The organism is Aeromicrobium fastidiosum (assembly GCF_017876595.1).
Lineage (GTDB): Bacteria > Actinomycetota > Actinomycetes > Propionibacteriales > Nocardioidaceae > Aeromicrobium > Aeromicrobium fastidiosum.
Genome location: NZ_JAGIOG010000001.1, coordinates 923,428 through 942,262 on the forward strand (window position 1 = coordinate 923,428; position 18,835 = coordinate 942,262).

Genomic DNA, 18,835 nt, shown 5'->3' on the forward strand with positions numbered 1-18,835 from the left:
TCAGGCAGCGGAGTCGGGGACCATCCCGGCGATCTGCTCCTGGTGCGCGTCCGGGTCGACCGTCGCGGGACGGTCGAGCTCGCCGACGGCGCGACGGGCGAAGTCGGCCGCCAGCTGCAGCGCCATCTCGCTCTCGGGCAGGACGTCGGCCATCACCGGGAACGCGTGCACCTGCTTGCGCCACAGGTGGGTCTCGACCTCGACCCCGCGCTGCGACAGCAGCAGAGCCATCGCCTCGACCTCGGGGCGCAGCATCTCGTCCTCGACCGCTACGAAGAATGTCGGTGACGAGATGTACGCGCTGGCGTGCAGCGGCGACGCGTAGCCCTCGATCGACGACCCCTCCGGCAGCCACCGCTCGCGGATCTTCGCGATGCGCTTGATCGGCAGGTAGGCGTCACGGGAGCGGATGATGCGGACGACGTCCTTGTCCTCGCGGTCGGGGTCGACGCTCAGCAACGGGGAGAACCCCAACAGCGCCGCGGGAGCCTGCAGGCCGCGCCGCGTCGCCAGCTCGGCGATCTTCATGGTCAGGTAGCCGCCGGCCGAGTCGCCGGCGACGACGATCTTGTCGGCGTGGGTCGACTCATCGAGCAGGGCCGCGTAGGCCGTGATCGCGTCGCTGACCGAGTCGGCGATCGAGCCCTCCGGCAGCTGCACGTAGTCGACCGAGACGACCGTCGCCCCGGTCTTGAGGGCCAGGCGCTCGCAGATGCGGCGGTGGCTCTCGATGCCGCACGAGAAGAACCCGCCACCGTGCAGGTACAGGATCGTCATGTCGCTGTCGGGGCCGTAACGGTGCGTCATCGCCTCGACCCGCACCCCGCCGAGGCGGTACTCGACGGGCTCGATGTAGCGCGAGCGGGGACGACGGGCCGACAGCTTGTCGAGCGCGCGGATCGTCGCCAGCGAACGATCGTTGATCGGCGTGTACTGCAGCAGCGGCTTGAAGACCAGGCGCATCGTCCGCTGCACGACCCGGGCCTTGAAGCTGAACGACTCGTGCACGACCGCCTGCTCGTAGACGACCTTCATGGGCCCGCGCCCCGCGCGGGCGGATCTGTCGCGCGGCACGGGCGTCCGCGGGTGAGGGACCAGGCCCACGAGCCTGGCCGCACGGTCACGCCACGACGACCACCACATACTGCGAGCATACCCGCAGTATGTGAACAGGTGTCAGTCGGCGCGGAACCTCGCGTCGACCTCGACCCGGATCACGATCTCCTCGGGTGCCAGGTCGAGCCCTGCCCCGGGGCCGTCGGAGAGGGCGAGGGCCGCGTTCTTGTGGAACGGGGACGCCACGGCGTCGCCGGGCCCGGCCAGCATGCCGGGGTCGGCGATCTGCACCGCGACGACCTTGCCGCGGCGGACCGCGTTGGCGTACGACTGCGCCTTCTGCACCGCGTCGTCGACGGCCGACTTGCGCACCTCGGCCTCGAAGACGCGACGGTTCTTGGCGCTGACGTCCCACTCGATCTGGCCGACCTCGACGCCGTCGGTGCCCGACCAGAAGTCGAGGAACCCGCTCAGCCGCTCGAAGTCGGTGAACTCGGCCCGCACCTGAACCCGCGCCACATGCACCGTCGCGCCACGCTTGCCGTCGCCGTCCCACGGGCGGTGGCTGAACACGCGCACCTGGTCGCTCGACCACGAGTGGACGGCGTGCAGCTCGACGAGCTCCTTGAGCTGCGCCGACAACGGCTCCTGGATGGCGATCGCGGCGGCGAAGGCCTTCGCCTTGTCGGGCCCCTCGATGGCGGCCGCCATCGAGACGGTCGCGCGTTCGGCCGGATGGTGCTGCTCCGCGGAGCCTCGCACGGTGATGTCGAGCGTCATGCCGCCATCTTGCCTCATGCGGCGACACGCCACCGGGCTCGCGCACCGCCCGCTACGCTCGCGACGCCACCCCACCGCGTCCACCGGAAAGCGAAGGGCACCGATGACCGAGCCGGTCGAGCAGTCGAAGACCATCACGTGGGTCGATCCGCGACCCCAGGCCGCGAAGGCGCTGACGATGTCGGGCCTCGACTACCTCCGCGCGATCCTGGCCGGGGAGATCCCCGGTGCCCCCATCGCCAGTCACATCAACATGGACTTCGTCAGCGTCGAGGTCGGCACCGTCGTCATGGGCGCGACGCCCGACGAGTCGCACTACAACCCCATCGGTGCCGTCCACGGGGGCTTCTTCGCGACCCTGCTCGACTCCGTCTGCGGGTGCGCCGTGCAGACGACCCTGCCGGCGGGCACCGCCTACACGTCGCTCGACCTCAACGTCAGCTTCCTGCGCGGCATCACGGTCGACACGGGTCGCGTCGTCGCGACCGGGCGGGTCACCAAGCCCGGCTCGCGGGCGGCGTTCGTCGAGGCCGACATCAAGGACGCGGACGGTCGCCTGCTCGCCACCGCGACCTCGACGTGCCTCGTGTTCCCGGCGGGATGAACCCCTCGGATCCCGCAGAACATGAGGGTCTCCTCGGATAGGATCGAGGTGTGGTCACTCTCGCCGATCTCCAGGTCCGCACGCTCGGTCCGTGCACCGTCAGCAGCCCGCTCGCGATGTACGTCAGCGAGCGCGAGACCAACGAGTACTACGTCGGCGAGACCGATCGCATCCTCTACGACGACACCGTCGAGCTGATCACGGCCCGTGGGCTGCCCCTCGACGAGCTGCCGACGTTCGAGGCCGGCGGGCCTCGCCGCTCGATCTTCTTCGACCCTGCCGCGACCAAGGTCGGCGTCGTGACGTGCGGCGGCCTCTGCCCCGGCCTCAACGACGTCATCCGCGCGATCGTCCTCGAGCTGCACACCCACTACGGGGTGCGCGACGTCGTGGGCTTCCAGCACGGCTACGCCGGGATGGTCGAGGCCAACGGCCACCCCGTCGTGCAGCTCACGCCCGAGTACGTCGCGCGCATCAACGAGCGGGGCGGGACGATCCTGGGGTCGTCGCGCGGCGCGCAGGACCCCGTCGCGATCGTCGACCGGCTCGTCGAGCTCGACATCGACATCCTGCTGGTCATCGGCGGCGACGGCTCGATGCGCGGCGCGCACAACATCGGCCGCGAGATCGAGTCGCGGGGGCTGTCGATCGGCATCGTCGGCGTGCCGAAGACGATCGACAACGACATCCCCCACATCGGGCAGAGCTTCGGCTTCTCGACGGCATTCGCCAAGGCCGCCGAGTCGATCAAGGCCGCACGGGTCGAGGTCGAGGCGGCCGTGGGCGGTGTCGGCATCGTCAAGGTCATGGGTCGTCACGCGGGGTTCATCGCCTGCTACGCCGCGCTGGCCAACCACGACGCCGACTTCGTGCTGATCCCCGAGGTCGAGTTCTCGCTCGACGGCGAGAACGGCCTGCTGCCGCTGCTGGCCCGCCGCGTCTCCGAGCGCGGCAGCGCGGTCATCGTCCTCGCCGAGGGTGCAGGGCAGGACCTCATCCCCGCCGACGACCGCACCGACGCCAGCGGCAACGCCGTCCTCGGCGACATCGCCGGCTTCCTGCGCGACCAGATCGGCAAGGATTTCGCCAACCGGTCGCAGCCGCTGACGATGCGCTACTTCAATCCCGGCTACGCGATCCGGTCGGTGCCCGCTGACGCGTCCGACTCGGTCTACTGCGCACGGCTGGCGCAGATCGCCGTCCACGCCGCGATGTCGGGACGCACCGACATGGTCGTCGGCCGCCGCCGGCACCGGTTCGTCAATGTCCCGATCCCGTTCGTCACCTCCGGGTCGCACAGTGTCTCCCCCGACGGCGACCTGTGGCTCTCCGTCCTCGAGTCAACCGCCCAACCCTTCAGCATGCGCTGACCTCGCCGAGGACCGGATGCTGAGACGGCCTTGTCAACCCGCGAGACGGTGGCACTCTCGGAGGCAAAGACCTTCGACTCCCCGGGAGACACCATGAGCGACACCTGGTCCTTCGAGACCAAGCAGATCCACGCCGGGCAGACGCCCGATCCGACGACCGGTGCCCGCGCACTGCCGATCTACCAGACGACCTCGTTCCAGTTCCGCGACACCGATCACGCCGCCGCGCTGTTCAGCCTCGCCGAGCCCGGCAACATCTACACGCGCATCATCAACCCGACGCAGACCGTCGTCGAGGAGCGCCTCGCCGCGCTCGAGGGCGGTGTCGGTGCCCTGCTGTTCGCCTCGGGCCAGGCTGCCACGACCGGCGCGCTGACCAACGTCGCCGAGGCCGGCGACCACATCGTCGCGTCGGCCAGCCTCTACGGCGGCACCGACAGCCTGCTGCGCCACACGTTCCCGAAGCTCGGCATCACCGTGACGTTCGTCGAGGACAACAACAACCCCGACGCGTGGCGCGCCGCCGTCCAGGACAACACCAAGGTGTTCTTCGGCGAGACGATCGGCAACCCCAAGGGCGACATCCTCGATCTCGAGACCATCTCAGCCGTCGCGAAGGAGGTCGGCGTGCCGTTCATCGTCGACAACACCGTCGCGACGCCGTTCCTGCTCAACCCGCTCAAGCACGGCGTCGACACCGTGGTGCACTCCGCGACCAAGTACATCGGCGGCCACGGCACGACGATCGCCGGTGTCGTGATCGACGGCGGGACGTTCGACTACGCCGCGCACGGCGACAGGTTCCCGGGCTTCACGACCGCCGATCCCAGCTACCACGGCCTGGTGTTCGCCGATGCGCTCGGACCCGCGGCGTACATCGCCAAGCTGCGCGTCCAGTACCTGCGCAACGTCGGTGCCGCGCTCAGCCCGTTCAGCGCCTTCCTGATCGCCCAGGGCCTCGAGACCCTGAGCCTGCGCGTCGAGCGCCACATCGAGAACACGCGCAAGGTCGCGGAGTGGCTCGAGGCACGCGACGACGTCTCGAAGGTGACGTGGGCGAGCCTGCCCAGCAGCCCCTACAAGGCGCTCGCCGACAAGTACGTGCCGAAGGGTGCAGGTGCCGTGCTGACGTTCGAGCTGCCCGGCGGCCTCGAGGCCGGCAAGGCGTTCATCGACTCGCTCGAGCTGTTCAGCCACGTCGCCAACATCGGCGACGTGCGCAGCCTCGCGATCCACCCGGCCAGCACGACCCACTCGCAGGGCTCGCCCGAGGAGCACGCCGCGACCGGCGTCACCCCCGGGCTCGTGCGTCTCGCGATCGGCCTGGAGGGCATCGACGACATCCTGGCCGACCTCGACGCCGGATTCCGCGCAGCCAAGTGAGTCTCGCTCCCGGCATCGATCCCTCTCTCGTCACCGGCGCGTGGCGGGAGGGGGATCCGCCGGGCGGTCGCACGTTCACCGACATCGGTGACCTGACCCTCGACTCCGGTGTCGTCCTGCCCGTCGTACGCCTGGCGCACGAGACGTGGGGGACGTTCGACGGCGGCAACGCCGTGCTGATCCTGCACGCCCTGACCGGCGACAGCCACGTCGTCGGCGACGCCGGCCCGGGCCACCCCACACCCGGCTGGTGGGGGACGCTCGTCGGCCCCGGCCGGCCGATCGACACTGACCGGTTCTTCGTCGTCGCCGCCAACATCCTCGGCGGCTGTCAGGGATCGACGGGCCCGGCGTCGCTCGACCCCGACGGCCTGCCGTGGGGCGGCTCGTTCCCGGCGCTGACCGTCCGCGACCAGGTGCGTGCCGAGGTCGAGCTGGCCGATCGTCTCGGCATCGAGCGCTGGCACACCGTGATCGGCGGCTCGGCCGGCGGCATGCGCGCCCTCGAGTGGGCGGTCGAGCACCCGGCGCGGGTCGAGCGGCTGTTCCTGCTGGCCACGTCCGCGGCGGCCTCGGCCGAGCAGATCGCCCTCTCGCGCACGCAGGTCTCCGCGATCGAGAACGATCCGGCCTGGTTCGACGGCGACTACTACGACGGACCCGTCGGACCACTCGCCGGTCTCGACCTCGCCCGCCGCATCGCCCACATCGCGTACCGCAGCGAACACGAGCTCGCCGCGCGGTTCGGCCGCGACCGCGAGGACGACGGCACGTGGTCGGTCGACTCCTACCTGCAGCACCACGGGGCCAAGCTGGTGCGGCGCTTCGACGCCAACGCGTACGTCGTGCTCACCTCGGCGATGGACACTCACGACGTGGGGCGCGGCCGCGGCGGCATCGAGTCAGCCCTCGCCCGGGTCACGGCGCGCACCGTCGTGGCCGGTATCGACTCCGACCGGCTCTACCCGCTGCACCAGCAGCAGGAGCTCGCCGACCTGATCCCGGGGGCGGCGCCACTGGCCGTCGTGACCTCCGACCACGGCCACGACGGCTTCTTGGTCGAGCACGACCAGGTCGGCGAGCTCGCCTCGGCGCTGCTGCGCCTGTAGCGCCGAGGGCCGGTCAGTACTGAGGGTGGGTCAGTACTGACGGAGGGTCAGTAGAGCCGGCGTGCGGCGGTGTGCCCCTCGAAGAACTGGGTCGACTCCTTGCGCCACAGCAGGACGAGGATCACGACGGCGAGCACCAGGTTGACCACCGACAGCAGCAGGGTCGGGGTCTCGACGCCGCCGGCCGCGAAGCCGAACAGCGTGAAGACGACGTTGAGCGCGCCCAGCACGGTGGCGGTGACGCGGGCCCACGAGCGGCCCTGGCCGTTCTTCCAGGCCATCCAGAGCCACAGCAGCACGCTGATCGCCCCGACGACGATCGCGAACACGATGCCCACGGCGTAGGCCGCGTCGATCGTCGACTGTGTCACAGAGGGGTCGGCCTCCCGCATCTGCCGCGCGATGTCGTCCTTCAAGGACCCGAGCCCCAGCAGGGACACGATCAGCGAGATCAGGCTGACGCCGGCACCAGCGCCCATGAGCTTGACGGCCAGCGAGATCGACGCGGGCTGCTCGGGGGCGGGCGGACCCTGGCGCGGGGCACCTGCGGGACCTGTCGGATAGGCACCGTACGCAGGCTGGGCGGGCTGTTGTCCGGGATACGGCGTCTGGCCCGCCCCGAACGGCTGGTCGGGCTCCGGCGGTGTGGTCGTCATGATGATCCCCCTGGTCGTCGACGGTCTGTCTCGGTGCCACGAACCTACCGACTCCGGCGGGCACACCGCACGTCGAGCAGATCAGACCAGGCGGCGGACGATGCCCAGCGGGGCGTGCTTGAGCACCTGTCCGAGGGGGGCCCACGGCCACGTCGGCACCGCGGCGTCGACGACCTCGGCCTCGATCTTGGCGACGAGCGCGCGGCATCCCGTCTCGGTGTCGACCATCATGCGCGACTCCTGCTCGACACCGTCGTTCATCTCCGAGGCGATGTAGCCGGGGTAGAGCGTCGTGACCTTGATGTCGAGCCCCTTGCGCCCCATCAGGTCGGCGCGGATGCCCTCGGCGAGCATCGCGATGCCGGCCTTGGTCGCGGCGTACGTCGTCATCGATCCCGGCATGCCGCGCATCGCCGACATCGACGAGATCACGACGAGGTGGCCGGACTTGCGCTCGTAGAAGTGCTCCATGGCGGCCTCGCACTGGGCGAGCGCCGCGATGAAGTTGGTCTCGGCGGTCTGCTTGTTGGCGTGGAACGTGCCGGTGCCGATGCGTCCGCCCTTGCCGAGGCCCGCATTGACGATGACCCGGTCGATGCCGCCCAGGTCGGTGATGACCCGCTTGAACACCGCGAAGACCTGGTCGTGGTCGTTGACGTCGAGGGCGTGGACGACGACCTCGATGTCGGGGTGCGCCGCGAGCAGCTCGTCGCGCAGCGCCTCGAGCCGGTCGACGCGGCGGGCCGTCAGCGCGAGGTGGTGCCCCTTGGCGGCCAGGATGCGAGCCATGCCGGCACCCAGACCCGAGCTGGCTCCCGTGATGAGGACGTTGGTGCGCACGTCAGTCCTTCGCAGCCATGCGGAACGAGGCGCGCCGCATCATCTGGTCGTACACGGGTCGGGCGAACCGCTTGGCCGCGTAGGCCATGACGCCCTGCCGGTCGGTCAGGATGATGTGCCGTCCAGCAGAGACGGCCTTCAGCACCGTGGTCGCGATGTCGTCGGCCGTGACCTGCGAGCGGTCGATGAGCTTGGCCGCCGACCGCTGAGCTGCCTCGTCCTTGCCGCGCATCGACGCCGTGAGGTTGGTCTTGAAGAACGTCGGGCAGACCACCGAGACCTTGACGTCGTATGGCGCGAGCTCGTGCTTGAGGGTCTCGCTGAGCGCGACCACCGCGGCCTTGACCGCGTTGTACTCGCTCATGCGCGGCGGGTGGATGAGGCCCGCCGCCGACGACGTGTTGACGATGTGGCCGCTGCGCTGGGCCTTGAACATCGGGGCGAACGTGCGGCAGCCCCGGGCGACGCCCAGCAGGTTGATGTCGACGATCCACTGCCACTGGTCCATCTCGGTCAGCTCGATGCGTCCACCCGCGGCGACGCCCGCGTTGTTGAACAGCAGGTCGAGGCCGTCCCAGTGCTCGACGACCCAGTCGCGTGCGACGGACCAGTCGGCGTCCTGCGTCACGTCGAGGCGCAGGTAGTCGACGTTCTCGAGATCGCGGAGGACGTCCGGCACGTCGGCGTGGACGTCACTGGCGAGCACACGGCACCCCCGCGCGGCCAGCTGCTGGACCAGGGCCAGGCCGAGGCCGGAGGCACCCCCGGTGATGAGGGCTCGGGAGCCGGAGGCGATCGTCATGTCTCAGATACTACCGGTATCCGGGCGTCCGGACCGGCCTGGCTCCAAGCGGCCGAGAAGGACCCGAGGCGGGTCTGCGGCCCTTCCGGCCCAAAGGCGACTCCGGGCCCGGGTGCTCGATCGGCCGGCGAGCAAGTATCCTCGTCGGCAACTTGTCAGGAGACAGGTTGTTCTGGGGGAAGGAAGTTCGTCATGGCGTCAGCCGACATGATCCGCGAGTCACAGGACCCGTCCACCACAGCCGCGCGGCTGGCCGAGCTGGCCCAGCTCGACCGCGGCCTGTGGACATCCATCGCGGTGCACCCCGCGGCCTATCCTGCGCTGCTCGAGTGGCTCGGGCAGCAGGGCGATCCGACGGTCGACGCCGTGCTGGAGCTGCGTTCCGGGTCACCTGCCACCGCAGCCGCACCGGCAGGGCCACCGCCGCCACCAGCCGATACACCCAGCGCGCACGTGGGTCACGCCTCCGTCCCGCCCGTCAACAACGAGGTCTCGTCGACGCACGGCTCAGCAGGCGACGGCAGCAAGAACGTCTGGGTCGTCGGTGGCATGATCGCCGTCGTCCTCGTCCTGATCGGCGGCATCGCATTCGGTGCCACGAAGGTCTTCGGCGGAGACGACGACAAGGACGAGGCGTCGCCATCACAGACGGTCGACGCGCCCAAGCCGTCCGCCCCGCCGACAGTGACCCGACCCACCCTGGACTCGCCCACCCTCGACTCGCCCACGCTGGGCTCACCTTCGTCCAGCTCGTCCCTGGCGTTGTTCTGCGAGGGATTCAAGTCCTTGGTGAGCGTCATCACCGCCAATCCCGACGCCAAGCCGGGCTCTGGCCCCGTCAAGTCGATGGTCAGCATCCTCGACAACGTCGAACGCTTTGCGCCCGCCGAGGTCAAGAGCGATGTCGGCATCATGGCCACCTACTTCAGAACATTGAGCGATCCCAACGCATTCGACGGCACTCCCCCCGCCGAGCTCACCGCTGCACAGAAACGGGCCGCGGACTACTACACGGCCAACTGCAGGTAGCAGGCTGGCAGATGCCTCGCTCGCGCTACCGCACGTCACAGAGGTCGGCGAGCCACCATCTTCCTGTCAGCCTGCCAGGCGACAGGGATCATTCCGGGAAGGAACAAAGCCATGACATCGGATGACACGATCCGCGAATCGCAGGATCCCTCGACCACAGGCGCGCGGCTGGCCGAGCTGGCCCAGCTCGACCGCGGCCTGTGGACATCCATCGCGGTGCACCCCGCGGCCTATCCTGCGCTGCTCGAGTGGCTCGGGCAACAGGGCGATCCGACGGTCGACGCCGTGCTGGCGCTGCGTTCCGGGTCACCGGCCGCTGCACCCGCACCGGCAGGGCCACCGCCCTCCGGGGCTCCCACCGCGCCCGCGGGCCACACCGCCGTCCCCCCCACCAGCAACCCGAGCACGTCGACACCCGGCTCGACCAGCGGCAACGGCAAGAACCTCTGGATCGTGCTCGGCATGGTCGCGGTCGTCCTGGTCCTGATCGGCGGCATCGCATTCGGCGCCACGAAGGTCTTCGGCGGAGACGACGACAAGGACGAGGCCTCGCCGTCCCAGACCGTCGGCGCGCCCTCCGACGACGCGCCCGACTCATCCGACTCGCCCGCGCCGTCCGACCCGCCCACCGTGGACTCCAACATCCCGTTCTGCACGGGGTTCCAGTCGGCGCAGCGTGCCGTAGCCGGAGCCGAGAGCGACGCGCCGGGCTCTGCCGCCGCTGCCGCCAAGGCCAGGGCCACAGCCAGCATCTTCCGCAACATCGAGGCCACGGCCCCCGCGGAGGTCAAGAGCGATGTCGGCATCCTGGCTGACTACTTCGAGGCCGCGAGCGATCCCAGCACGATCGACCCGTCCACGATCACCGAGCGCGCCAGGGAGTTCGGCGACGCAGCGAGGAGGCTCTCGTCCTACTACCGGTCCAACTGCACGTAGCAGGCTAGATCTGACGAGTCGTCGGTCATGCCGACCGGATTCACTAGCGGAAGGTCACCATGTCGCGCGGCAGATGACCCGTCTCGTTGAACGCCAGCAGCCGCGCACCCCCGGCCCCGACGATGACGGTCGTGACGCCGGCGTTGATCACGACGTCGTTGATGCGCTGGAACAGGGAGTCGTCGCCGGCCAGCAGGTGCGACGCGACGAGCGCGATCGGACCGCCCGACGTGAACACCGCGATCTGCTGACCCGAGGTCGCCTGCGACACCACGGCATCGAACGCGGCCAGGACCCGATCGCGGAACGCGACGTAGGGCTCCCCGGCACCGGGCTCCCCGGCCATCCACCCCGTGATGGCCACGTTGAGCGTGCGCTGGAACGCCTTGCTGTCGGACCCCATCGCGGTGGAGTCCTGCGCCCGCGCGAGCGCGAGGTGGTCGTACTCGTCCCACCCGGCGTCGACGTCGTAGCCGTCGCCCTGGCCGCACGCGTCGATCGCGGCGATCGCCGTCTGCGCATGGCGCTTCATGCCGCCCGCGACGGCCGCGGTCGGGGCCCACACGGACGCCTCCCAGGAGGTGCCGAGCGAGGTCGACTGCTCGTGGCCCAGCTCGGACAGCTGGTCGTAGTCGGCCGCCCCGAACGAGGCCTGGCCGTGCCGGACGAGGTGGATGGAACCCATGGGCGTGACCCTACCGGCGGCGGTCTCAGCTCTTGTTGGCGAACACCCGCATCGTCAGCGGCCCGAAGACCGCGACCAGCACCGCCGACATGATCAGCACCGTCACGATGGCCCCGCCGTCGGCGCGGCCGTCCATGAGGCTGCGTGCCGCGTCGACCAGGATCGTGACGGGGTTGACGTTGACGACGCTCCGCAACACGTCGGGCATCGTGTCGGGCGACACGAAGACGTTGGACAGGAACGTCAGCGGGAAGAGCACCATCATGCTGACGCCCATCACCGCGTTGGGCGTGCGCAGCTTGAAGCCCAGGAGCGTCCAGATCCAGCTGAGGCTGAAGCAGAAGATCAGGAGCAGCGCCACCGCGGCGACGACGCCCGTGACCCCGCCGGCCGGACGGTATCCCAGCAGCAGCGTCATGGCGATGATGATCGTCGACGCCATGGAGTAGCGCAGGGTGTCGCCGAGCAGGGAGCCCACGAGCAGGGACGGTCGCCACACCGGCAGCGAGCGGATGCGGTCGAACACGCCCTTCTCGATGTCGTTGTTGATCGTCATCGCGGTGTACATCGTGATCATCACGACGGTCTGCACGAGGATTCCGGGCGCGAGATAGGGCAGGTAGTCCTGCGGAGAGCCCGCGATCGCGCCGCCGAAGATGAACGTGAACATCAGCGTGAACATGATGGGGAACATCGTCACGTCGAAGAGCTGCTCCGGGACGTGCTTGATCTTGAGCAGGGCGCGCCAGCCGAACGTCAGCGACGAGGCGATCGGCGACGCGGGGGCGGGCCGAACGCCCGTCCCGAGTGCCGCGGCGACCTTGGTGTCCATCCGCTGTCCGGCGTCGGTCGTCATGCCGTGACCTCCTCGGTCGGCTGGTTCTCCTCGTCGGGGACGGGCTCGCCGGTCAGTGCCAGGAAGACCTCGTCGAGACTCGGCTGCCCCAGCGAGAACTCGGTCGTGACGATGCCGTGGTCGTGCAGCCGCGCCAGCGCCGCCGGGACGGCCGTCGGGTCGGCGACACGCATCGTCAGGCCCGTCAGGTCGCCGGTCGCGGTGGCTTCGCCCGAGAGGGACGCCTCGAGCAACCGGGCTGCCTCGTCACGCCGCGACGCGTCGCCGACCCGCACGTGCAGCGCTCCACTGCCGACGGACGCCTTGAGCTCGCCGCTCGTGCCCTCGGCGATGACCCTGCCCCGGTCGATGACGGCGATGCGGTCGGCCAGCTGATCGGCCTCGTCGAGGTACTGCGTCGTGAGCAGCACCGTCGTGCCGGCCGACACGAGTGCGCGGACGATGTCCCACACCTGGTTGCGGCTGCGCGGGTCGAGACCGGTCGTGGGCTCGTCGAGGAACATGAGATCGGGGCGCACCACGATGCTGCCGGCGATGTCGATGCGTCGCCGCATACCGCCGGAGTACTTCTTGACCTGCCGGTCGGCGGCATCGGTCAGGTCGAAGGCGTCGAGCAGCTCGGCCGAGCGCTCGCGCGACTGCTGCCAGCTGAACCCGTAGAGCCGGCCCAGCATCACGAGGTTCTCCGTGCCGGTCAGGTCTTCGTCGAGCGACGCGAACTGGCCCGTCATCGCCACCTTGGAGCGCACCGTGGACGCCTCGGCGACGACGTCGTGCCCCAGCACGAGGGCCGTGCCGCCGGTCGGCCGCAGCAGTGTCGCGAGCATGCGGATCGTCGTGGTCTTGCCGGCTCCGTTGGGTCCGAGCACGCCGTAGACGCCGCCGGCCGGCACCCGCAGGTCGACCCCGTCGACGGCGCGGTTGTCGCCGAAGGCCTTGACCAGGCCGTGGGTCTCGATCGCCAGCTCCATGGCGACATCGTGACACATCTTCCTAATAGGAACAAGAGCTTGGAAGCGCCGAAGGGGCCGGCCCTGGTGAAGTCAGGACCGGCCCCTCTGGGTGGTGCGATGGTGCGGAGCTACCTGGTGACGAGCAAGGATCAGGCCGCGGGCGGCATGAGGACCGTGTCGATCAGGTAGACGGTCGCGTTGGCGGTCTGGACGCCGCCGCAGATGACGGACGCCTGGTCGCCGACCTTGATGTCGTCGCCCGAACCCGTGATGGTCAGGTCGGCGCCGTTGACGGTCTTGAACGTGCCGTCGATGTCCGCGGGCGCGATGCGCTCGGGGATCACGTGGTACGTCAGGATGCTGGACAGCGTCGTGCCGCCGGCCTCCTTGGCGAGGGTGTCGATCGTGTCGGCCGGGATCTTCGCGAACGCGTCGTCGACCGGCGCGAACACGGTGAACTCGCCGCCGTTGAGGGTGTCGACCAGGTCGACGTCGGGGTTGACCTGGCCGCTGACGGCCTTGACGAGCGTGGTCAGCAGCGGGTTGTTGCTGGCGGCCGTGGCGACCGGGTCCTGCGACATGCCGCTGACGGAGCCCTTGCCGTCCGGGACGGCCTTCGCGTAGTCGGCGCAGCCGGGTCCGACAAGGTCGGCAGCCGGGTCGGCAGCCGAGGAGTCGTCGGAGGGAGCGGCCGAGGTGGCCGTGTCGTCGGCCGGAGCGGACGCGTCACCCTCGGAGTCGCTCGAACCGCAAGCAGCAGTGAACAGTGCCAGCGAAGCGACCGCCGCGACGGCGAAGCTCTTGGTGGTGGTGCGCATGGTGTGTCTCCTCGGTGTGGATGATGCTGTGGTTGGGTTGTGTTGCTCTCGTACGGGTGCTGCGTGTTACTCGACGCGGAACTGGACGCTCTGCCAGCCGGTCGTCCCGTTCGGGCGAATCGGTGCCCGCTCGGAAGTCTGTGTCTCGCCGTTCTTGTTGGTGGCCCGCACCTGGACGCTGTGGATGCCGGCCGTGGCCTCGTCCCACACGTACGACCACTGGCGCCAGGTCTCGACGTTGTCCTCGGCGGCGAGCTCGGCCTCGAACCAGTCGCCCTTGTCGATGCTGAGCTCGACCTTCTCGATGCCGACGGTCTGCGACCAGGCGACGCCGCCCATGCGGACCTTGTCGGCCGGGAAGGCCTGGAAAGACTTGGGGACGTCGATCCGCGACGAGAACTTGATGGGAGCCAGCGCGGTGTAGTCGCGCGTCGTCCAGTAGCCCTTGAAGTCCGAGAACTTCGTGACCTCGATGTCGGTCAGCCACTTGGTCGCCGAGACGAAGCCGTAGAGACCGGGCACGACGAGCCGCGCCGGGAAGCCGTGGGCCAGCGGGAGCGGCTGACCGTTCATGCCGATCGCGACCATCGCGTTGCGGTCGTCGGTGACGGCCTCGATCGGGGTGCCCGCGGTCCAACGGTCGGCGCTCGTCGACTTGATGGCGTCGGCACCGTCCTGCACGCCCGCCATCTCGAGCAGCGTCGCGGTGCGGATGCCGAGCCACAGGGCGTTGCCGACGTAGGGACCGCCGACCTCGTTGGAGACGCACGTCAGGGTGACGCGGTGCTCCTCGAGCTCCATGTCCATCAGGTCGCGGAAGGAGAGGTTGAGCTCCTTGTCGACCATGCCGTGGATGCGCAGGTTCCAGCCGTCGGCCGGCACGTCGGGGATGCGCAGCGCGGTGTCGACGCGGTAGAAGTCGCGGTTGGGGGTGACGAACTCGCTGACGCCCTCGATCTCGACCTGGGCACCTGCCGGCACCGCGGGTGCAGGCTTGGCGGCCCGTGGCAGACGGATGCCCGCACGAGAAGCGGCAGCGGCCGCGTTGCCGAAGATCTGGCCGACCGCGCCACCGATGACGACCAGGGCCGTCACGCCGAGAGAGGCCTTGAGGAATCCTCGACGTCCGAGACCCAGCGGGTGCGCCGCCGCGGCCTCCTCGCGGCCGCGCAGGTTGGCCAGCAGCACGAGCAGCGCAGCGAGCGAGACGACGAGGGTGATGACCGAGGGGACGAGCGTGAGCGCGCGGCTCGCGGTCGTGGTGCGGTCGATCGCGGCAGCGGCGATGGCCAGCGCGCCCAGCAGGGCCACGGCGATGATCGCGACCCGCGGCTTCTTGCGGCCGATGACGCCGGCGACGATCGCAAACAGCGCCAGCGTCGCGACGACTCCACCGATCAGGATCGGCTTGTCGGCGGTGCCGAACTGCTTGACCGCGAACTCCTTGAGGAACGGCGGCGCGTAGTCGATCGCCCGGTTGCCGACCGACTCGATCGGCGAGGGGACGCCCTGCAGGAGGGCTGCCACCCCCGTGCCCACGGCGACGCCCGAGGCGGCGGCCAGGAAGCCTGCGATGGCTCCGGCCCACCATGGCGCTGAGGCCCGGGTCTGCGTCGTCGTGTTCACATCATGGGTTCGGGGCCCTCGGGGTCATGGATTGGTCGATCGTCGAGAAACTTCTGCGAAGGATCTCCGAGCCTGTCTTCACGGGCGGACCCGGCTGCTCCTACGCTGGCGAGATGAGTGCACGCGAGGGAGTCAGCTTTCCGTCCGACAGCTCGACATCGGCGGCACGCACCGTCATGGCCGACGCGCTCCGCAAGGCCGATCCGGTCGGGTCCCGGGCGATCGAGAACGAGACCAACTGGCGACGCAACTACCTCGCGCACTTCCGCCGCGCGGTCGAGGCAGGGGTCGGCGAGGCGACCGCCGCGCACCGCATCGCGGCCGACGGGCTGCGCAGCGCTCACGACCTGATGCGGTTCGGCGACCTCCCGCTCGACGAGGCGATCACCGGCAGCGCTCTCACGCAGGCGTTCGGCACGCGCACGGTCGAGGGCGCTGGCGACCCGGAGACCGAGCTGTCGATCCCGTACCGCGGCGAGCGGCTCAGTGGACGGGCCCTGGTCGAGCAGCTCGACCGGTGGGTCGCCGCCGGCGTCATCACCGCATCGGCGTCGCAGGCCGTGCAGACCGTGCAGGACAACCCCGACTGGCTGCGGCTCGACGGCGACACCGTCGTCGTCCTCGGTGCGGGTGCCGAGATGGGGCCCTACCGGGCGCTGCTGCGCTGGGGTGCGCAGGTCGTGGCACTCGACCTGCCCCGCGACGACGTGCAGCAGCGGATCCGCGCCCTGGCGGACGAGTCGGCCGGACGCGCGCTGCTGCCGGCGCGCATCGTGACCCGCGGCGACGACACGGGGGCCGATCTTCTCACCGAGCTGCCGGGCGTCGCGCAGTGGCTCGAGGGCCTGCCGGGACGGCTCGTGATCGGCAACTACTGCTACGCCGACGGCGGCACGCACGTCCGCCTGTCGATGGCGGCAGACGCCCTGGCCGAGCACCTCGTCGACCGGCGCGACGACACCGCGCTGGCCTTCCTGGCCACCCCCACCGACACGTTCGCCGTCCCGGCCGAGGAGGTGCGGATCGCCAACGACGCCTACGCGTCGCGGTCGCGCCTGATCCGCACCCCGCTGCGGCTGGCCAGCGGCGGACGTCTGCTGCAGCGGCATTACCCGCCCGGGGCAGACCCCGGCATCTGCGACGCGCTCGTGCCCCAGCAGGGCCCCAACTACGCCCTCGCCAAGCGGCTGCAGCGCTGGCGGGCCACGACGTCACGGCAGGCCGGCACCACGGTCTCGCTCAACGTCGCGCCGGCGACGCGCACCCGGTCGGTCGTCAAGAACAAGGCCCTGGCTGCCGCGTACGCCGGCTCGCACCGCTTCGGCGTCGAGATCTTCGACCCCGCGACGAGCAACACCCTGATGGCGGCGCTGCTCGTCCACGACCTGCGCGCGGGAGCCTCGCCGCAGGCCGAGCCCTGGCAGGACGAGGCCGTCAACGCTGCGCATGGCGGACTGTGGACCGCGGCCTACGACCCGCGCAGCGCCCTCGGCCTGGCCGCCGTCCTCGGCATCGGTGCCCTGCGGAGCTGACAGGCCGAGATCGAGACGACTGAATGCGGCGGAGTCACCGAACGTGATGCCCGACAGCCCCCCGAGACCTTAGACTCCGTGGCTGTGGCTGACACCCGAGCCAGGCTCTGCCTGACCATGATCGTCAAGGACGAGGCCGGCATCATCGAGCGCTGCCTCGCGGCCGCGGCTCCATGGATCGACGCCTACGCCATCCACGACACCGGCTCGTCCGACGCGACGGCAGACATCGTCTCGTCGTTCTTCGAACGCCACGGCATACCGGGCGAGGTGACCCACGGCCGCTTCGAGGACTTCGCGCAGGCTCGCAACGAGTCCCTCACGGCAGCGCGCAGCACCGCCGCAGCGCACGGTGCCGACTACCTCCTGCTGTGTGACGCCGACATGGAGCTCGTGGTCGAGGACTCGGCCTTCCGCGACTCGCTGACCGCGGACGCGTACCTTCTCGGCCAGCGATCCAGCGGCCTCCACTACGCCAACGTGAGGCTCGTGCGCGCCGGCGCGACCGCGCAGTACGTCGGCGTCACTCACGAGTACGTCGACATCGGCTCTGCCCCGCGTCCGGCCCTCGACGGTGCCTGGTTCCGGGACCATGCGGAAGGCTCCAGCCGCGCGGTCAAGTTCGAGCGCGACCTCGCACTGCTGGAGCGGGGCCTCCTCGCCGAGCCGGAGAACGCCCGCTACGTCTTCTACCGGGCGCAGACCTTGCGCGACCTCGGCCGGAACCGGGAGGCCGTGGCCGCCTACGAGCATCGGGCATCCCTGGGGGGCTGGGAGGAGGAGGTCTGGTACTCGCTGCTCCAGACGGCGATGCTGCGCGAGCGACTCGCGGACAGCGCTCCGGAGGTGCTCGCGGCCTACCTGACGGCGTTCGAACGCCGGCCCGGGCGCGCCGAGACCCTCGTCGAGCTGGCCCGTCACCTGCGCGAGAGTGGCCGCCACGAGCTGGCGCACGTCTTCGCGACCCGCGCGGTCCAGCTCACAGCGACGGACGACATCCTCTTCGTTGCCCAGGACAACTACGGCTGGCGCGCGCGCGACGAACTCTCGGTCTCGAGCTACTGGGTGGGCAGGTACGCCGACTCCGCCGCGCTCGCGGAGACCGTACTGGCGGATCCGCAGCTGCCGCCCGACGAGCGTCCTCGCGTCGAGCAGAACCTCGCCCTGGCAAGCGCAGCCGTAGGATGACCGGCGTGACCCGTCCTCGGCTTGCCGCTCTCGCGCTGCTCAGCATCCTCGTCATCAGCGGATGCAGCGGCGGCTCGGACGACGGCCCATCGTCGTCAGGTACGTCCACGGCAAGCCCCTCAGCAGCGGACACCCTGGTGCAGACCGGCCTCGAGCAGCTCCAGAAGGGCGATGACGCCAAGGCCCAGGCCACGTTCGAGAACGTGCTCGCGCTCGACACCGACAATGTCTACGGCCACTACAACCTCGGCCTGCTGGCTCAGCGCGCAGGCAACAACACTCTCGCGATCAAGCACTACGACGCGGCGCTGAAGGCGGATCCGGCGTTCTCGTCGGCGCTGTACAACAAGGCCATCATCCTCGAACCCGATGATCTCGACGCCTCCGTCGAGCTGTACCGGCGAGCCGTTGCCGCGGACCCTGAGCTCGCAGCCGCCCACATGCGACTGGGCTTCGCGCTCCTGCACCTGGGCAAGAAGGCCGAGGCCGAGAAGCACCTCGCAACCGGCGTGAAGCTGGACCCGTCGATGGTCGACGTCAAGGCTCCGTCGTACGACTGACGATTTTTCGCTACAGGTTTTCCGAATCTGTCACGCTGGGCCTCTCGAGACC

The 18,835-nt window shown here is 69.9% G+C and carries 19 protein-coding genes; 9 read left to right on the forward strand and 10 right to left on the reverse strand.

Features of this window, described 5'->3' with window-relative positions; genetic code table 11:
- Together JOF40_RS19915 and JOF40_RS04550 are read right to left on the reverse strand one after the other, a co-directional pair.
- Positions 1-1,035 carry an alpha/beta hydrolase gene (locus JOF40_RS19915; protein WP_188111675.1) on the reverse strand — a complete coding sequence of 345 codons (1,035 nt, stop codon included), beginning with the start codon at positions 1,033-1,035 and terminating at the stop codon, positions 1-3.
- Positions 1,036-1,176: 141 nt separating this feature from the next.
- Positions 1,177-1,836 (reverse strand): SIMPL domain-containing protein, encoded by a 660-nt coding sequence (locus JOF40_RS04550; protein WP_188111676.1) that lies wholly within the window; start codon positions 1,834-1,836, stop codon positions 1,177-1,179.
- A 103-nt stretch (positions 1,837-1,939) separates the two neighbouring features.
- On the opposite strand from JOF40_RS04550, the gene JOF40_RS04555 reads away from it, so the two are divergent.
- The 4 genes from JOF40_RS04555 to metX all read left to right on the forward strand — a co-directional run bounded on the left by JOF40_RS04555 (position 1,940) and on the right by metX (position 6,302).
- Positions 1,940-2,440: a PaaI family thioesterase gene (locus JOF40_RS04555; protein ID WP_129180509.1), complete on the forward strand. Its 501-nt coding sequence runs from the start codon at positions 1,940-1,942 to the stop codon at positions 2,438-2,440.
- Positions 2,441-2,490: 50 nt separating this feature from the next.
- On the forward strand, positions 2,491-3,810 hold the full coding sequence (locus JOF40_RS04560) for an ATP-dependent 6-phosphofructokinase (protein ID WP_129180512.1): 1,320 nt from the start codon (positions 2,491-2,493) through the stop codon (positions 3,808-3,810).
- A gap of 93 nt (positions 3,811-3,903) precedes the next feature.
- Positions 3,904-5,193: a bifunctional o-acetylhomoserine/o-acetylserine sulfhydrylase gene (locus tag JOF40_RS04565; protein ID WP_129180514.1), complete on the forward strand. Its 1,290-nt coding sequence runs from the start codon at positions 3,904-3,906 to the stop codon at positions 5,191-5,193.
- On the forward strand, positions 5,190-6,302 hold the full coding sequence (gene metX, locus JOF40_RS04570; protein ID WP_129180516.1) for a homoserine O-acetyltransferase MetX: 1,113 nt from the start codon (positions 5,190-5,192) through the stop codon (positions 6,300-6,302). Before JOF40_RS04565 ends, metX begins: the two co-directional genes overlap by 4 nt.
- 47 nt (positions 6,303-6,349) lie before the next feature.
- On the opposite strand, the gene JOF40_RS04575 is transcribed toward metX, so the two are convergent.
- The 3 genes from JOF40_RS04575 to JOF40_RS04585 form a co-directional block, all read right to left on the reverse strand.
- Positions 6,350-6,958 (reverse strand): hypothetical protein, encoded by a 609-nt coding sequence (locus JOF40_RS04575; RefSeq protein WP_129180518.1) that lies wholly within the window; start codon positions 6,956-6,958, stop codon positions 6,350-6,352.
- 81 nt (positions 6,959-7,039) lie between these two features.
- Positions 7,040-7,798, reverse strand: a complete 759-nt coding sequence (locus JOF40_RS04580) for an SDR family oxidoreductase (protein WP_129180520.1) — start codon at positions 7,796-7,798, stop codon at positions 7,040-7,042.
- A 1-nt stretch (position 7,799) separates the two neighbouring features.
- Positions 7,800-8,600 (reverse strand): SDR family NAD(P)-dependent oxidoreductase, encoded by an 801-nt coding sequence (locus JOF40_RS04585; protein WP_129180522.1) that lies wholly within the window; start codon positions 8,598-8,600, stop codon positions 7,800-7,802.
- 192 nt (positions 8,601-8,792) lie between these two features.
- On the opposite strand from JOF40_RS04585, the gene JOF40_RS04590 reads away from it, so the two are divergent.
- The gene (locus JOF40_RS04590; RefSeq protein WP_129180524.1) at positions 8,793-9,629 is read left to right on the forward strand and encodes a variant leucine-rich repeat-containing protein; all 837 of its coding nucleotides are present in this window, start codon (positions 8,793-8,795) and stop codon (positions 9,627-9,629) included.
- Between the two features lie 111 nt (positions 9,630-9,740).
- On the forward strand, positions 9,741-10,565 hold the full coding sequence (locus JOF40_RS04595) for a variant leucine-rich repeat-containing protein (protein ID WP_129180526.1): 825 nt from the start codon (positions 9,741-9,743) through the stop codon (positions 10,563-10,565).
- Positions 10,566-10,608: 43 nt separating this feature from the next.
- Here the strand turns inward: JOF40_RS04595 and JOF40_RS04600 are convergent, their stop codons facing one another.
- From JOF40_RS04600 to JOF40_RS04620, 5 genes are all read right to left on the reverse strand, one after another.
- A complete protein-coding gene (locus JOF40_RS04600; protein ID WP_129180528.1) occupies positions 10,609-11,250 on the reverse strand; it encodes a histidine phosphatase family protein in 642 nt (213 codons plus the stop codon).
- A gap of 25 nt (positions 11,251-11,275) precedes the next feature.
- Positions 11,276-12,106, reverse strand: coding sequence for an ABC transporter permease (locus JOF40_RS04605; RefSeq protein ID WP_129180530.1), 831 nt, complete (start codon positions 12,104-12,106; stop codon positions 11,276-11,278).
- Positions 12,103-13,077, reverse strand: a complete 975-nt coding sequence (locus JOF40_RS04610) for an ATP-binding cassette domain-containing protein (protein WP_209674383.1) — start codon at positions 13,075-13,077, stop codon at positions 12,103-12,105. The genes JOF40_RS04605 and JOF40_RS04610 overlap by 4 nt, the downstream gene beginning before the upstream one ends.
- A gap of 131 nt (positions 13,078-13,208) precedes the next feature.
- A complete protein-coding gene (locus tag JOF40_RS04615; RefSeq protein ID WP_129180534.1) occupies positions 13,209-13,877 on the reverse strand; it encodes a fasciclin domain-containing protein in 669 nt (222 codons plus the stop codon).
- A gap of 66 nt (positions 13,878-13,943) precedes the next feature.
- Positions 13,944-15,503 carry a molybdopterin-dependent oxidoreductase gene (locus tag JOF40_RS04620; protein WP_129180536.1) on the reverse strand — a complete coding sequence of 520 codons (1,560 nt, stop codon included), beginning with the start codon at positions 15,501-15,503 and terminating at the stop codon, positions 13,944-13,946.
- 113 nt (positions 15,504-15,616) lie between these two features.
- Between JOF40_RS04620 and JOF40_RS04625 the strand changes: the two genes are divergently transcribed.
- From JOF40_RS04625 to JOF40_RS04635, 3 genes are all read left to right on the forward strand, one after another.
- Positions 15,617-17,035 carry a hypothetical protein gene (locus JOF40_RS04625; RefSeq protein WP_129180538.1) on the forward strand — a complete coding sequence of 473 codons (1,419 nt, stop codon included), beginning with the start codon at positions 15,617-15,619 and terminating at the stop codon, positions 17,033-17,035.
- 84 nt (positions 17,036-17,119) lie between these two features.
- Positions 17,120-18,223, forward strand: a complete 1,104-nt coding sequence (locus JOF40_RS04630; protein WP_129180540.1) for a glycosyltransferase family protein — start codon at positions 17,120-17,122, stop codon at positions 18,221-18,223.
- 5 nt (positions 18,224-18,228) lie between these two features.
- Positions 18,229-18,783, forward strand: a complete 555-nt coding sequence (locus JOF40_RS04635) for a tetratricopeptide repeat protein (RefSeq protein WP_188111677.1) — start codon at positions 18,229-18,231, stop codon at positions 18,781-18,783.
- The last annotated feature ends 52 nt before the right edge of the window (positions 18,784-18,835 follow it).

Excerpts from the sequence above, each read along its gene's own strand:
- JOF40_RS04600 (WP_129180528.1), bottom strand. The coding sequence starts at position 11,250 with ATGGGTTCCATCCACCTCGTCCGGCACGGCCAGGCCTCGTTCGGGGCG.
- JOF40_RS04610 (WP_209674383.1), bottom strand. The coding sequence starts at position 13,077 with ATGGAGCTGGCGATCGAGACCCACGGCCTGGTCAAGGCCTTCGGCGAC.
- JOF40_RS04605 (WP_129180530.1), bottom strand. The coding sequence starts at position 12,106 with ATGACGACCGACGCCGGACAGCGGATGGACACCAAGGTCGCCGCGGCA.
- JOF40_RS04595 (WP_129180526.1), top strand. The coding sequence starts at position 9,741 with ATGACATCGGATGACACGATCCGCGAATCGCAGGATCCCTCGACCACA.
- JOF40_RS04565 (WP_129180514.1), top strand. The coding sequence starts at position 3,904 with ATGAGCGACACCTGGTCCTTCGAGACCAAGCAGATCCACGCCGGGCAG.
- JOF40_RS04555 (WP_129180509.1), top strand. The coding sequence starts at position 1,940 with ATGACCGAGCCGGTCGAGCAGTCGAAGACCATCACGTGGGTCGATCCG.
- JOF40_RS04550 (WP_188111676.1), bottom strand. The coding sequence starts at position 1,836 with ATGACGCTCGACATCACCGTGCGAGGCTCCGCGGAGCAGCACCATCCG.
- JOF40_RS04590 (WP_129180524.1), top strand. The coding sequence starts at position 8,793 with ATGGCGTCAGCCGACATGATCCGCGAGTCACAGGACCCGTCCACCACA.
- JOF40_RS04615 (WP_129180534.1), bottom strand. The coding sequence starts at position 13,877 with ATGCGCACCACCACCAAGAGCTTCGCCGTCGCGGCGGTCGCTTCGCTG.
- JOF40_RS19915 (WP_188111675.1), bottom strand. The coding sequence starts at position 1,035 with ATGAAGGTCGTCTACGAGCAGGCGGTCGTGCACGAGTCGTTCAGCTTC.
- JOF40_RS04585 (WP_129180522.1), bottom strand. The coding sequence starts at position 8,600 with ATGACGATCGCCTCCGGCTCCCGAGCCCTCATCACCGGGGGTGCCTCC.
- JOF40_RS04625 (WP_129180538.1), top strand. The coding sequence starts at position 15,617 with ATGAGTGCACGCGAGGGAGTCAGCTTTCCGTCCGACAGCTCGACATCG.
- JOF40_RS04575 (WP_129180518.1), bottom strand. The coding sequence starts at position 6,958 with ATGACGACCACACCGCCGGAGCCCGACCAGCCGTTCGGGGCGGGCCAG.